The organism is Cytobacillus oceanisediminis (assembly GCF_007830235.1).
Lineage (GTDB): Bacteria > Bacillota > Bacilli > Bacillales > Cytobacillaceae > Cytobacillus > Cytobacillus oceanisediminis.
This window is the reverse complement of sequence record NZ_VLKI01000015.1, coordinates 104928-118614: the sequence shown is the minus strand read 5'-3', so window position 1 is coordinate 118614 and position 13687 is coordinate 104928. Positions and strand designations below refer to the sequence as shown.

At 43.3% G+C, this 13687-nt stretch carries 15 protein-coding genes; 3 read left to right on the top strand and 12 right to left on the bottom strand.

All coding sequences use genetic code 11. The features are described 5' to 3' along the window. Positions 1–254, bottom strand: a 254-nt coding sequence (locus tag IQ19_RS20180) for a transposase (protein WP_144544475.1), incomplete at its 3' end; no start/stop codon positions are given. A 135-nt stretch (positions 255–389) separates the two neighbouring features. Continuing rightward, a complete protein-coding gene (locus tag IQ19_RS20175) occupies positions 390–1616 on the bottom strand; it encodes an MFS transporter (RefSeq protein WP_144544473.1) in 1227 nt (408 codons plus the stop codon). A 308-nt stretch (positions 1617–1924) separates the two neighbouring features. On the opposite strand from IQ19_RS20175, the gene IQ19_RS20170 reads away from it, so the two are divergent. Then, a complete protein-coding gene (locus tag IQ19_RS20170; protein WP_144544471.1) occupies positions 1925–3547 on the top strand; it encodes an SWIM zinc finger family protein in 1623 nt (540 codons plus the stop codon). Next, positions 3540–6359, top strand: a complete 2820-nt coding sequence (locus IQ19_RS20165) for a DEAD/DEAH box helicase (protein WP_144544469.1) — start codon at positions 3540–3542, stop codon at positions 6357–6359. Before IQ19_RS20170 ends, IQ19_RS20165 begins: the two co-directional genes overlap by 8 nt. A 612-nt stretch (positions 6360–6971) precedes the next feature. Here the strand turns inward: IQ19_RS20165 and IQ19_RS20160 are convergent. Both IQ19_RS20160 and ssb read right to left on the bottom strand, forming a co-directional pair. Continuing rightward, positions 6972–7172, bottom strand: a complete 201-nt coding sequence (locus tag IQ19_RS20160) for a hypothetical protein (protein WP_144544467.1) — start codon at positions 7170–7172, stop codon at positions 6972–6974. Then, positions 7169–7531, bottom strand: coding sequence for a single-stranded DNA-binding protein (gene ssb, locus IQ19_RS20155; RefSeq protein ID WP_144544465.1), 363 nt, complete (start codon positions 7529–7531; stop codon positions 7169–7171). The genes IQ19_RS20160 and ssb overlap by 4 nt, the downstream gene beginning before the upstream one ends. Positions 7532–7820: 289 nt before the next feature. Between ssb and IQ19_RS20150 the strand changes: the two genes are divergently transcribed. Beyond that, positions 7821–8276, top strand: a complete 456-nt coding sequence (locus IQ19_RS20150) for a YwpF-like family protein (protein ID WP_144544463.1) — start codon at positions 7821–7823, stop codon at positions 8274–8276. A gap of 28 nt (positions 8277–8304) precedes the next feature. Here the strand turns inward: IQ19_RS20150 and IQ19_RS27835 are convergent, their stop codons facing one another. The 8 genes from IQ19_RS27835 to mreB form a co-directional block, all read right to left on the bottom strand. After that, positions 8305–8478 (bottom strand): hypothetical protein, encoded by a 174-nt coding sequence (locus IQ19_RS27835; RefSeq protein ID WP_158638865.1) that lies wholly within the window; start codon positions 8476–8478, stop codon positions 8305–8307. After that, entirely contained in the window at positions 8478–8879 is a 402-nt protein-coding gene (locus IQ19_RS20145; RefSeq protein WP_144544461.1) for a hypothetical protein, read from the bottom strand. The genes IQ19_RS27835 and IQ19_RS20145 overlap by 1 nt, the downstream gene beginning before the upstream one ends. A 186-nt stretch (positions 8880–9065) precedes the next feature. Next, the gene (locus IQ19_RS20140) at positions 9066–9356 is read right to left on the bottom strand and encodes a hypothetical protein (protein WP_144544459.1); all 291 of its coding nucleotides are present in this window, start codon (positions 9354–9356) and stop codon (positions 9066–9068) included. A 162-nt stretch (positions 9357–9518) separates the two neighbouring features. Beyond that, positions 9519–9947 (bottom strand): 3-hydroxyacyl-ACP dehydratase FabZ, encoded by a 429-nt coding sequence (fabZ, locus tag IQ19_RS20135; protein WP_144544457.1) that lies wholly within the window; start codon positions 9945–9947, stop codon positions 9519–9521. A gap of 251 nt (positions 9948–10198) precedes the next feature. Beyond that, complete coding sequence (locus IQ19_RS20130; RefSeq protein WP_144544455.1) at positions 10199–10468, bottom strand: DNA-directed RNA polymerase subunit beta; 270 nt, start codon at positions 10466–10468, stop codon at positions 10199–10201. A gap of 18 nt (positions 10469–10486) precedes the next feature. Then, positions 10487–11314 carry a flagellar hook-basal body protein gene (locus IQ19_RS20125; protein WP_144544453.1) on the bottom strand — a complete coding sequence of 276 codons (828 nt, stop codon included), beginning with the start codon at positions 11312–11314 and terminating at the stop codon, positions 10487–10489. Positions 11315–11347: 33 nt separating this feature from the next. Continuing rightward, positions 11348–12184, bottom strand: a complete 837-nt coding sequence (locus IQ19_RS20120) for a flagellar hook-basal body protein (RefSeq protein ID WP_144544451.1) — start codon at positions 12182–12184, stop codon at positions 11348–11350. A gap of 229 nt (positions 12185–12413) precedes the next feature. Further along, on the bottom strand, positions 12414–13415 hold the full coding sequence (gene mreB, locus IQ19_RS20115; protein ID WP_144544449.1) for a rod shape-determining protein: 1002 nt from the start codon (positions 13413–13415) through the stop codon (positions 12414–12416). Between the last annotated feature and the right edge of the window lie 272 nt (positions 13416–13687).

The window sequence follows — 13687 nt, the reverse complement described above, 5'->3', positions numbered from 1 at the left end:
TCAATTTCTTTTATAGTTTGACGCATCGAGCGTATGCCAAAAAGATATTGAATGAACACCATTTTAATAAGGACAACAGGGTCAATACTAGGTCTCCCATTGTCTAAGCTATACTTATCTTTTACCAGGTCATAAATGAATTCAAAATCAATAGCTTGTTCGATCTTTCTAACCAGATGATCTTCAGGCACTAATTGGTCAAGAGCGACCATTTCTATTTGATTTCTTCCATCTTCTACGTGTTTTGATAACATTTGAATCCCCCACAAAAAATCTTTTCAACTTCATTATACAAAAAAAGCTTGTAGACGTGGTCCGTAAAGCAGACTTTGTCTACAAGCTGAGATGCTTCATTAAGCATCTCTCATATAATTCTTCTTTTCCTGCCTTTATTGTCCCCGAACCAACTGGTACACCCTTCTATAGCCCCCCGTCACCCACAACACAATCGGAATAAGGGCTAGTGATACGGCTGTTACTCCCGTCCACCCAGCGGTCTGCCAGAAGAGGCCTGTGAGGGTTCCTCCGGTTGCGACACCTATATAATAGCTTACGAGATAAAGGCTCGAAGCTCCTCCTTTATGGTGGGTTGCCCGTTCATTTACGATCGCTGCCATCAGGGAGTGTGCGATGAAAAACCCGAAGCAAGTTAAACAAAGCCCAACTACTACGACTGGCAGTGAATCAATATTAGTTAAAAGGGAGCCGCCTATTAAAATAAGTGTACCAAACGAAACAAGCGTTGTTTTTTTCATAAAAATAGACATTCGACCCGCCAGAATCGGCCCTATCATTCCCAAGGTATAAGCCAGATACGTAAATGAAATATCCTTTACTGTTAACCCAAAAGGTTCCTTCTCAAGATAAAACGGGAGATAGGACCAGACACCGGTAAAAGAGAATTGCAGAAGGATTCCCATTGCAAAGGCGGGGAAAAGAAGCTTATTGTTCAGGTGGGACAGCATTCCAGTAAGATCTTTTTTAATAGAGATTTCGCTTTCCTGAAAGAAATACGATTTTGGAAGTGTTATAAAGTATAGAAAAAATAATAAAATAGAGAGTCCAAACAGTAGATAGACAGATGTTTGCCAGCTCGTTCTATCTGCCATATAGCCCGTAAATATTCTTCCTATCATCCCTCCGATGCCATTCGCCGCAATGTACATAGTAATGCCAAGATTGATGCTGCCCGGTGCGACTTCTTCACTGATATAAGCAATGGCCGCTGCCGGCAATCCTGCCATAAAAAATCCCTGCAGAAATCTGAGCAGCAGGAAAATCTCAAAGCTTGGCACAAGCGGCATCAATAATAGCGGGATGATGGTGCATATCAGCGTAATATGCATAATACGTGTTCGCCCTATACGGTCGGATAAAAACCCAAAAAATAATAACCCTATAATCATAGAAATAACTGCCACAGATAACGCAAGTCCTGAAGTTGCAGAGCTAATGTTATAGGAACGGACCAGCAGCGGCATGATCGGATGCACAAAGTATAAGCTTGCAAAATTCAGAATCGAGGCACAGGTTAAGGCAAACATAATCCTTTTAAAGCCGGCCTCACGGAAAGTATACTTCTGCTTTTCCATTTTCATTGCTGTTACGGCACCCATTTTTTCACCCAGTTTCTCTAAAGCATTAAATTCAATATATTTATGATACCACTATTTTACATAAATTTCATAAACAATATATATATTCAGAAAACAACCCTTCATTCTCATGTGGTTTCTTTTGGAAAAATCGATCAAAAATTTTTCCGTTCGTTGCCCTCCTTCATTCTCACCCTCCTAAATGCTATAATAAAGGAATGTACTTTACAGGGTACCAAACCACCACAATGCGGTGATCTACAGGTGTTACTGCTGATATTATTCGACAAAATTCGGGTGGTGTCTTGTACCAACAGGGAGGTTAAAAGATGATTCCGGAGCGGTTTTTGGAGCCTTTGCAGTTTGCAGCGAATGAATTGAAGGGGTTGCTGCGGGCGGAGAATGAGGAGGATGTACGGCTTGTCCAGAAAGGGCTGATGCTTTTTCGGCAGGGGCTTGTGTATCAGCTGCGTTTCGAAGGTGATAAGGTTGTAGCGACAGTTCAGGATGTGACACAGGCAAAGGTTGAGCTTGATCTTGAATTTATTCATTTGAGCGAGTGCTCCTGTCCTGCTGAAGGTTTTTGCCGCCATCAGGTTGCAGTGTTTCTGCAGCTTCTTTCCAAAGCCAGAAGTGTCTCTATGTGGATTGAAGAATGGCGGAAGCCGATTAAGGAAAAACAGACAGCGAAGAACTGGGGCCTCCAACGAGCGAAGGATCTTCTGAAATCCTCTGGCCAGCAGCAAGCTGATTATGACCATTGGATTTCAACATTTGACGAAAGCTTTACAGAGCTGATGGAAAAGCAGGGCGAACCGCGGCCGTATGTACTTCCCGAGCTTTTTCATGTTTATCTGCGTCGTATGAAAGCAGGCGCACCGGTTGAACAGGAATGGAAGCTGCTTTATCTGCTCGTGGGCTATGTCTTTTCTTTTAAAAAGCTGATGGCGCTCAGCATGAAATATGACCATCATGAGGAAATGATCGACCGCTATTACCGCCATCTCTATCAGTCACTGATGGACGATTCGGTTGAGATCATGAACAAGTTGTCGGTGCACTCCCTTCCCTTCGCTTTCGATCAATTTATTGAAAAGCTGAAGGACGATTCAACCGGCCTCATTACCGGTTCTTTTGAATTGGAATATGAACGGGCTCATTTATACAGGCTGTTATGGACGCACTTTTTCAAAAAGAAAGAATGGCGTGAAGCAGAGATCAAGAAGCTGGATTCCTTTTACAAAGAGGATGAAACGCCAAGCCTGCCTTCTACAGTAGGCTTTACCCACCTTAACATACTTGAACGCAATGAAGAGCAGGCACTCAGTGTTTTAAATGTCCCAAACGAAACGATGACGCCTTACATGCTCTACTGGCTCGATTATTTTTCAGCCCAGAAGGACTGGAACCGGATGGGGCCTTATGTGGAATCTTTCATCCATAAATTGCGGGATTACTTAAAAATGTCCGGTGACTATTATGCCTGTATGGATTTCACCCGGCTGGCGATTAAGTCGATCTCTCCTTACTGTATTGAAACGAACAGGCTGGATCTTTTTGAAAAAGCCTTAATGGAAACACTGCCGTACAGCTATAGCGATTATGAGTACCTGCTGTTTGAAAAAGGCGAGTTCGACAAATGGGCGGATTTGCAGGCGTTCATCGGCTTTGATATTGATACGCTTGGCAAGGATCGGATTAAGGAAATAAGCAAAAAGGAGCCTGGGATCCTGCTTCCGCTCTACCATCATGCTATCCAGGACCATATTAATCTGAAAAACAGGGACCATTACCGCGAGGCCGTCCGGAAAATGAAAAAGCTTCGTACCCTGTACAACAAGCTGAAACGCCAGGAAGACTGGCAGCTTTTCCTTGAAATGCTGCTCGAAAAAACAAAACGTCTCCGCGCCTTTCAGGAAGAATGCAAAAGGGGTAAGCTAATCGATGCTTAAAACGAGATTTCTCCATGTGAAAGTCAAACCGATAACCCATGACCGCTATCTGATTTTTGCTGTAAATGAAGAAGGCCGCCTCCTTTCTCCAAAAGAATGGAAGCCGCTGCTATTTAATCATCATAGAGAAAGCTTTTTCGGTACGATGCTCGATATCGAAAATATAGATGGAATCAATGGCATCGCAGTCAGCGGCTGGCAGCTTGTAACTCTTTTTGCCGCTGAGCAGTTTAACCGGCTTATAGATTGGGATTGGGATGATACTGCCCAAATTCTCCTGGCTTCATCGCATGCACTTCATGATGCCATTTTAGAAAAAGAGTGGATGCCCGACTTCACTGCCTGGGAAAATGACCAGTTCCGCTGGGCACTCCCGGAAAGTGTGATGACTGAGTTCGGCTCAAACTTTTGGGAGCAGTCAGTCGAAGCTGCTCCTGTCAGAGAGTTTATTGGGGATTTATTTCACCACTCCCTTGACGGCTATATGAACCAAAATCGTGAAACAAAAGCCCAGTTTGGCGAAAAGCTTGAGGCATTGCGAAGTGAGCATCTCTCCCCACGCGACCTTGCCGCCTACTTTGATGAAGAAAGCTGGCAGGAATGGATTGGGGTTAAATCAAATGAAGCTCCTTTTTCGATCGGACTTAAACTCGAGGAGCCAGGGGATATTGATACAAGCTGGGATCTGAACATTTTCCTCCGCGGGAAAAATGATCCGGATGTGTTTGTCGATTACAAGGATTATTCAAATTATCCTCGAGCCTGGCATGATTACGAAGACACGATTGAAAAAGAGGTAAACCGCTGGCTTGAGCTATTTCCATGGCTTGAGGGTAAAAGCGGCCAGATTGCGTCCCAGCTCACCGAGGATGAGGCATGGACATTCCTGACTGAAGCGAGCGAAACCTTACTGGCACTTGGCGTGGAAATCCTGCTCCCTTCCTGGTGGCAGGCTATGAAAAACGCGAGCCTGAAGGTAAAAGCAAAAGTCAAAGGAACCGGCAGCCATCGCCCATCCTTTGTGGGACTTCAGTCCATGCTCGATTATGACTGGCGCTTTTCCATGAATGGCGTGGATTTGTCTGAGGAAGAATTCCGGGGCATGGTGGAGGAAAAAAGACGTCTCGTCTATATTCGCGGCCGCTGGATTAAGCTGGATCCCCATTTTGTGCGGCATATCCAGGATTTAATGAAAAAAGCGGAAAAGGAAGGCCTGCATGTTCGCGACCTGATTGAGCAGGAGCTGATGGCGGACGAAACCCAGCAAGAAGAAGAACTCGACAATCCAAAAGCTTTTGCCCGGATTCAAATCGAGCTCAATCGCCAGTGGAAGCAGATGGTCAAGCAGCTGCGTGATATTAAAAACCTTCCGCTTGAAGACGCCCCTGCCAGCTTTAAGGGTGATCTTCGCCCCTATCAGAAGCTTGGCATGAGCTGGCTGCTGTTTTTACGCCGATATGGCTTCGGTGCCATCCTTGCTGACGATATGGGACTCGGCAAAACAATTCAGCTGATTTCCTATCTTTTAAAAGTAAAAAAAGAGGAAGACAGCGGTCCTTCCCTTATTATCTGCCCGACATCTGTACTCGGCAATTGGCAGAAGGAAATTGAGCGATTTGCACCTAATTTGAGTGTTTATCTCCATTATGGTTCTAATCGTTTAAAAGGCGATAGCTTTTCTGAAAAAGTTATGGAATCTGATATTGTGCTGACATCCTACGGGCTGACCCATATGGACCTGGATGATTTTGAAACGATTGAATGGAGCTCCATCAGCATTGACGAAGCACAGAATATTAAAAATGCCCAGACGAAACAATCAAGAGCAGTCCGCAAGTTAAAGGGCAAGCATCATATTGCTCTAACCGGTACACCGATGGAAAACCGCCTAACTGAACTCTGGTCCATTTTTGATTTTACGAACCATGGTTATCTCGGCAGTCTCGGCCAGTTCCAGAAGCGCTTCGTCCTGCCAATTGAAAAAGAGGACAACAAAGACAAAGTGAAGCAGCTTCAAGCCTATATCCGGCCGTTCCTGCTGCGCCGCACGAAGAAGGACGAAGAAGTGGCACTGAACCTGCCAGATAAGCTCGAGCAAAAGGAATACTGCCCGCTTACTGCGGAGCAGGCATCCTTGTATGAACAACTCGTCCAGGATACGTTTGCGCAGATCGAAAAGCTTTCCGGCTTTGAACGGAAGGGCTTGATTTTACAATTATTGAGCCGCTTGAAACAGCTGTGCAACCACCCTGCCCTCTATTTAAAAGAGGAAAAACCGAAGCATGTGCTGGAGCGCTCTGTTAAACTTGAAAAACTGAGCGAACTTGTTGGCGCTGTTCACGAACAAGGTGAAAGCTGCCTGATTTTTACCCAGTATATCGAAATGGGTAATATTATCGCACGCCTGATAAAAAAGCAATTCGGCTTTGATGTGCCATTTTTAAATGGAAGCGTGCCTAAAAACGATCGCGATCAAATGATTACGCGATTCCAGAATCACGAATTCCCCGTATTCCTGCTGTCTCTTAAAGCAGGCGGGACCGGCCTGAACCTGACAGCCGCCAACCATGTCATCCACTATGACCGCTGGTGGAACCCGGCCGTTGAAAACCAGGCTACTGACCGTGCATACCGAATCGGGCAAAAACGCTTTGTCCATGTTCATAAAATGATCGCGACCGGCACTTTAGAAGAAAAAATCGACGCCATGCTTGAGAAAAAGCAGTCGCTTAATGATCAAATAATTACCAGCGAGAATTGGATTACCGAGCTCTCAACTGATGAGCTTCGGGAACTTGTTCACCTCACATAGGGCTGCAGGGACCTTGAGGGTGCTTAAAACCTTGATCTTATGCGAAGTGACCGATAAAAACGGAAAAGTGACCGATATATTTAAAATCTGACCGATAAATCATGGAAAGTGACCGATATATCCGGAAAGTGACCGATAAATTATATGAGGATGAGACTTTTCGAAAAAAAACAATATCTCAACCTAAAAAAATTAGTATTTTGATCAAAATAGAAAGAAAACGTCTGTTTTTAGGCAGTAACTTACCATTAGACAACCTAAATTCCAAAAAACTGCAGCTGGAAATAGCTTTATCTTAAACTTTGGTTAAAATATCATCAACTTAGCAAATTTTTTCGGCAACCTAGCCAATATATCATCAACTCTCTAAATATATTGACAACTCAATCCATATATCGTCAAGTATTCCTCTCAGTCGCCAAGCCCTCTTATCAAAGCCGGGCCTGGCGACATTTTGTTTTTTCGACAAAATTCGGGTGGTACCTGGTACCTTAAAAAAGCCAAAAAACTCCCGGCACAAATTGTACCGGGAAAAAACGGGGAAGTTACGGGGACTTGATTGATTCTCTATAGGAAGGAAAAAATAGCGGACATTTTATTTGCGGGAATAATTTAATTCATGATGGTGAAGCGCCGTGACGGGGATGGTTCCTTGGGATGGCCGTTTTGTATTATGGTTTCCCGGATGAGGTATTCGAGCTGAATAACGCGCTTGCTGAGGTCATCTACTCTTTGGTTGGAACGGCCCAGCATTTTTATCAGGCTTTCAAGCAAGGATTCGAGTGTTTTTTCTCTATCAGATGCTCTGTTCAAAAGGGCAGCTCCTCCTTTGTTACGGGAACTTCTTCCGTCTTCCGCGGATCAAGGAAACGGACGGATTCCGCTACCACTTCTGTTACGTATATCCGCTTTTTTTCCTGATTATCATAATGCCTCGTTTGGATTCTGCCGGTAATCCCGATCAGGGAACCCTTGCGGCAATACTGGGAGGTGTTCTCCGCCGTCTTTTTCCATAATGTGCATTGCACAAAGTCGGCATCGACTTCACCCTGCTGGTTTCGGTAATGACGATTGACTGCCAGGGTAACATTTGTAACAGGTATTCCTTCCTGTGTCCGTTTCAATTCCGGATCCCTCGTCAGCCTGCCGACCAGTGTGACTTGATTTATCATGTTTTCAACTCCTCTCTTTGATGAATTCATCTTAACTGCAGATACCTACCAGTGTAAAAATGCCAAAATTCGATTTTATTTGCCGATTTTTATGAAAAACACCCTTCAAAATTCAATTTTCAGCCCCTTTTTTCAGAAAAACTCCTCGAAAATTCGATTTTCACCTCCTAAGGAAATAAAATTCGACAAATCGCCGAATTCGCTTTCAGCCAGCCCTGTGTTATAATTTTTATATACATTATTCGGAAATGTCTGTGGACTATTTAATAAAAAGAGATGGAGGTAAAGGATGAAGACATTTAAACTTGTTTCTCTGCAGTTAGTGGAAGAAGACGGTCTTGTTGATATTGAATTGGATGATGGCTTAATCATTAATAAAGAAGACGAAAAGAGCAACTGGCTGCTTGAGGCCTATATTGATAAGTCGTATCTTGATTATTTTAAAAAGCGTGCTGACAACAAGGATGAGCTGATAATCCAAGTCGTGATTACAAAAAAAGAAAATGACCCGGCCGCGTTCCAGACGAAAATTACCTCTATCAACGAACTTGAAAACCACATTAGCATCCTTTTTGAAGGATCTTTAAAAAGAACGAAAAACGATTACGCCGAACTGCTGCTGCAAGATCTGCTCGGCAAAGGCTTTAAAGGGGACAATCTCCTTGATGAATTTAAAATCAAGATGCAAAGCAAGCCGCGCCTTGCCGCTACTAAAAAACAAAATAAAGAAACTCCCGTCCAATAATGACGGGAGTTTTTATTATTTATTTGTATTAATGCAGTAACACACTATCAAATACATCCGTTCCATTAGAAAGCTTCACTTGCAGCTGCTCTATAATATATTCGACATCCTGCTTGCGGTAATTAAGCAGCGGAAGATCCTCCTGATAAGCCTGGTAGTAAAGAATGGAGGCAATCTTTAGCTCCTCTTCCCCAGCAGGCATTAGCTGCTGCGCTTTTTTTTTAGTTGTTCCTTCATTACCTCTATGACATACTTGGCTTCCAATTTACAGGAATAGTCGTAGTCTTTTTCAAGCTGTTCCTGAAGTTCATTAATCTCATCCATTTGCGCCTTTGTAGGCTTTTCAGATAAAATTTTATTAATGACTTCATTGATTTTTACAGCCAGTTCCTCATGAAAAACAGGATCCGCTTTCGTCTCCTCGCTGATCTGGTTATACCAGGATGCGTGGTTGATTATGTATTCGCGCCATTCGGCTACAAAGTTTTGCATATTAAATTTATCTTCATTCCAGTTAATTCCGTTCATATAAGATTCAAATGAAGTGGTGATCGAACGAGAAATGCTGATTTTTATCCCCTGAGAAAGATCTTTAAACGCCATCCTTGTAAAAGTACCCCCCAAATGTTAAATCTACTCTATATATCCATATAATTCTTATTTTTAATCATATCATAAATACATTACCACAAGTGCGCAGGAAAAACTAAAAAACATGCTCAATATATGGTAAATTACCCATTTTTAAACATCAAAAAAGGACAGGTTACCCCTGCCCCTTACTTTATACTATTCGTCTTTATTGTCTTCGTCTTGCAAATCGCCCTGATCTTCAATGATTTCTTCATTTTCAGTATTTTCATCTTCTACTGGATCTCCATTTTGGTTTTCATCTTCTGTTCCATTCATGCCGCCATTGTCATTGATAAGGCCATTGTCATCACCGTTGTTGTTGTCATCGACAATGCCATTATCGTTGTCCTCTGGAGGCGGCTCCTGGTCATTATTTGTTGCACATCCTGCTAAAAGCATTGCTGAAAGAAGTGAACCTCCGATAAGTTTTAAAAGCTTTTTATTCATCGTAAAAGCTCCTTTCCTAAGTAGTATTTTTTTGACCTGCTGCACTGGTCTTCCTTTATATTTCCCAAAATCCGAAACAACTTGCATAGATTTTTCATTTCTTTTCAGCCGCTTTTTCATAAAAAAAATCCCGCACAATCTGTACGGGATTTCCAATAGGTATTATCTTTCAATCGCAAACATAATCTCGGCTTCCATTGCCACTTCATCGCCCACTTTGGCTACTGCTTTCCCTTTGCCGATGCCTCTGCGGACTGAGATTAATTCGACTTCCATGATGAGCGTATCTCCTGGGCGGACCTGGCGCTTCCATCGGCATTTCTCAACACCTGCGAAAAACGCCAGCTTTCCTTTGTATTCATCAAGAGACAATAGAGCTACCGCACCAGTTTGGGCACACGCTTCCAAAGTAAGACATCCGGGAAATACGTTGTAATTAGGAAAATGTCCATTAAACACTTCCTCGTTCGCACTCACATTCTTTTTCCCAACCGCCCTCTTTCCAGGCTCGAGCTCCTCAATGGAATCCACAAACAAAAACGGATAACGGTGCGGGATAATTTCTTTAATTTCTTCAACATTTAATTTCAATGACGATCGCTCCCTTATAGATATGTAATAATTAGTACCAGATACTAATAATAGCTTACACCTATTTTACTAAAAAAAGCGGTTTTGGCAAAGGGCTGGAGTATATAGGTTTTTATTTGGTACAGCATTAACGGCAAATTTATCTAGTATGTCTTCAAGATTTTCTTATGATTTGAGGCATAGCTAGAACCTACTGGCAAAACTAAACCGGATAAATAAAAAAGAAGGGCTCTGGCCCTCCTTCTCCAACATTATTCCTTTTCAACCAATTCCATGATATGTGTCCAGGTTGATTTTGTGAAAATGTCTTTCACTTCTCCATTGCCCAATACCCCGTATCCGACAGCGGCTCCGGCCATAACGCTCAGGAAAATTAAAAGTGCTACAATGATAATCCGAAGCCAGATTGGAATAAGGCGAACGCGAATCCGCCCTTTACGCGGTGCTTCTTCCTTGCTGCGTTCTTTCTTCTGTTGTTCGCGCGTCTTGACTGCTTCTTGATTACTGTTGTTTACAGACATTCTACTTTCCCCTTTTACCTAACGTATTCCGTTGACCAGCCCCATCATTTGATCGGCCATTGATACGGATCTTGATTGAAATTGATAAGCACGCTGCAGGTTGATCAAATCTGTCATCTCTTTGGACATATCTACGTTTGACTGCTCAAGAGCGCCTTGTGCCATTCCAATTTGGCCGCGGAGAGCTCCGTTCAGCTCGGTAAAAATCTCCTCGCCATCGATACCATCCGGAAGACCAAGCAGATTCCCGCCTTTTTGCTCCAGGAATTGCGGCTTGTTCACTTGAACAACACTCAGATTAAACTCCTGCACAGTACCATTTGCTGCTTCCGCTATAAAGCGGCCATTATTCGTTACTTTATAACTTTTAGCTTGTCCATTTATTATAATTGAATTGTTATTTTCATCAAGTACAGGATAACCATCACCTGTCACAAGCATTGTCTCATTTTCGGAAACCGGTGTTAAGTAAAAAGCACCGTCTCTTGTAAAACGGACAGCCGTACCCCCTTCAGTCTGCTCCAGCACCCGGAAGTACTGGCCTTCCTTTGTGAAAGCCATATCAAGCGGACGCTCTGTTGCTTTCAGAGCTCCCTGTTTCATGACGATTTGGGATTGTGCAAGCTTTGCCCCAACACCCTGCCGGATGCCTGCGGGCGTTAATCTTCCAGCTTCGAAATCCTGATTCTTTTGGTTATTGTATTGCTGGAAAAGCAAGTCGGTAAAATTGGCTTCCTTTCGCTTATAGCCAGTTGTATCGATGTTCGCCATATTGTGGCTGACGATATCCATCTGCTTCTGCAGCTGGGCGAGCGTATTCGTCGCTGTGATCATCGTTCTGTTCATGTTTCTCCCCCTTAGTGGGTTTGCGGCGGGACCTTACCCGATCCGCCCGATTTCATTTGCGGCTTTATCCATACTGCGGTCATAAGCCTGAAGGACCTTTTGATTGGCTTCAAAAGAGCGGTAAGCAGTCAGCATATCTGTCGTCGTTCTGGATGCATCCACATTGGAGCGTTCCAGATATCCCTGCTGCAGCTTGAATTGCACACCTTCTGCATTATAGGCATTTTCAAGAACGCTATCATCAGTTGCAGCGAACAATCCGTCGCCTTCTTTCCGCAAGCTTTCAGGATTTTCTGCAAAGGCAATTCCCAGTCTTGCTGTTTCACCGGCCTCACCTGTCAGGATTCCATCCTCATTTACAGTAAATCTGTCACTGGAAAGCTGAATCCGCTCGTCTTCATTATTCAAAATATATAAACCGCTGGCAGTAGTTAAAAAGCCTTCGCCATCGATTGTAAAATTTCCGTTCCTGGTATAGCGCGGCTGGCCATCTGGGCCTGATACTGTATAAAAAACCGAACCTCTTAGACCGCTTTCATTTGCCGGCATATTGATATCCAGAAGAGCCAGGTCAGTTTTTAAACCAGTATCCGTTAAATCCCCCTGCATAAAGGATGGAAGGCTCTCCTGCATATAAACACCAGTGTTAAGGCTGCCGATTCTTTTGTTAAAAGGAAGATTCAAGCCTTTTTCAGCGGGAACAGACTGCTGGTCAAAACGCTGCAGCAGCATTTCGGGAAAAGCCCTCATACTCGTTTGGTCAGCCTTAAACCCTGGGGTATTGGCATTAGCCATATTATTTGTCAGCACTTCCGTCCTGCGCTGCTGGGCAAGCATCCCGGAAGCCGCCGTATAAAAACCTCTAAACATCAAGTTCACCTCTAAATGAAAAAGCCAATTTATAAAACAAATCCGCACACTTATTCACGATACTTCTATTATAAGAAAATTTCCGACAATAAACATTAAAAAATTGAAGAAAAAAGTCAGAATTTGAAAAAAGTTGTACCTTCCTTTTAAATCGGCTGGAATCGTTAAAACTTTAAGTAAAAATGAAAAAACCCGCCAAAAGGCAGGTTTTCTGTAAACTGTACCATTTTTAGATTAACTTTCGCTTAGGAAGCCTATCAATATTATCAAGCATCATACCTGTTCCAATTGCCACACAGTCCATCGGATTTTCCGCAATCAGGACTGGCACTTTTAGCTCTTCTGCCAGCAGCTGATCAATGCCGTGAAGCAGTGCGCCGCCGCCTGTTAAGATAACGCCCCGGTCAATGATGTCAGCAGATAATTCCGGCGGTGTACGTTCAAGAACACTTCTCGCAGCTTGTACGATTACTTCTACTGACTCGTTTAGAGCTCCTTGAATTTCCTCTGAACGAACTGTTATCGTTCTTGGAAGACCTGAAACCATGTCACGGCCGCGGATTTCCATTTCTTCGTTTTTAGACCCAGGGAAAACAGTACCGATCGTAATTTTAATATTTTCAGCCGTTCTTTCCCCGATTAAGAGCTTGTACTCCTTTTTAATATATTGAAGAATTTCGTTATCAAACTTATCTCCAGCCATTTTTATGGATGAAGAAGTAACAATGTCGCCCATTGACAAAACCGCAACATCTGTTGTGCCGCCGCCAATATCCACGACCATATTTCCGCTTGGCTGGAAGATATCCATCCCTGCTCCAATCGCAGCAACCTTTGGCTCTTCCTCAAGATAAACCTTTTTGCCGCCGCTTTTTTCAGCAGCTTCTCTAATCGCCTTTTGTTCAACACCTGTGACATTTGTCGGACAGCAAATCAAAATGCGCGGCTTCGATAAAAATCCTTTGACATTTAATTTGTTGATGAAATGCTTCAGCATCGCTTCCGTTACATCAAAGTCAGCAATAACCCCGTCTTTCAGAGGACGGATGGCCACGATATTTCCAGGCGTACGGCCGACCATGCGGCGCGCTTCTTCGCCCACAGCCAACACTTTATTCGTATTTTTATCAATCGCCACAACAGACGGTTCATTCAGCACAATTCCGCGGCCTTTTACGTGGATCAGCACGTTCGCCGTTCCTAAATCAATCCCGATATCCCTTGCAAACATTTCTTTTCGTTCCTCCTTGCACAAATGGCCAGCTTATGTCCGCAGCTTTGAAGGCTCTCTCTATTTCGGCTTTCTTAAAGCGAACTTCGCTTTTAATTTTTTAGTTAAAAGTTTAAGTAGTAATTTTTCATAACAGCAGTTTAAGCCACGCAAAAAAATCAGTTCTTTTTCCTAAAAAGAAATGATCTTGCCCGGCATTCTTTGAAGTCCTAGTCTTTACGAACCAGGTTCTATCCTAATTTTATATTTTAACACATTCCTTGTGAATACAG

What these genes read in the sequence shown, in the direction of transcription:
- IQ19_RS20175 (WP_144544473.1), bottom strand. Translation starts at nt 1,616, where the DNA reads ATGGGTGCCGTAACAGCAATGAAAATGGAAAAGCAGAAGTATACTTTC.
- IQ19_RS20170 (WP_144544471.1), top strand. Translation starts at nt 1,925, where the DNA reads ATGATTCCGGAGCGGTTTTTGGAGCCTTTGCAGTTTGCAGCGAATGAA.
- IQ19_RS20165 (WP_144544469.1), top strand. Translation starts at nt 3,540, where the DNA reads ATGCTTAAAACGAGATTTCTCCATGTGAAAGTCAAACCGATAACCCAT.
- ssb (WP_144544465.1), bottom strand. Translation starts at nt 7,531, where the DNA reads ATGATAAATCAAGTCACACTGGTCGGCAGGCTGACGAGGGATCCGGAA.
- IQ19_RS20150 (WP_144544463.1), top strand. Translation starts at nt 7,821, where the DNA reads ATGAAGACATTTAAACTTGTTTCTCTGCAGTTAGTGGAAGAAGACGGT.
- IQ19_RS27835 (WP_158638865.1), bottom strand. Translation starts at nt 8,478, where the DNA reads ATGCCTGCTGGGGAAGAGGAGCTAAAGATTGCCTCCATTCTTTACTAC.
- IQ19_RS20145 (WP_144544461.1), bottom strand. Translation starts at nt 8,879, where the DNA reads ATGGCGTTTAAAGATCTTTCTCAGGGGATAAAAATCAGCATTTCTCGT.
- IQ19_RS20140 (WP_144544459.1), bottom strand. Translation starts at nt 9,356, where the DNA reads ATGAATAAAAAGCTTTTAAAACTTATCGGAGGTTCACTTCTTTCAGCA.
- IQ19_RS20130 (WP_144544455.1), bottom strand. Translation starts at nt 10,468, where the DNA reads ATGTCTGTAAACAACAGTAATCAAGAAGCAGTCAAGACGCGCGAACAA.
- IQ19_RS20125 (WP_144544453.1), bottom strand. Translation starts at nt 11,314, where the DNA reads ATGAACAGAACGATGATCACAGCGACGAATACGCTCGCCCAGCTGCAG.
- IQ19_RS20120 (WP_144544451.1), bottom strand. Translation starts at nt 12,184, where the DNA reads ATGTTTAGAGGTTTTTATACGGCGGCTTCCGGGATGCTTGCCCAGCAG.
- mreB (WP_144544449.1), bottom strand. Translation starts at nt 13,415, where the DNA reads ATGTTTGCAAGGGATATCGGGATTGATTTAGGAACGGCGAACGTGCTG.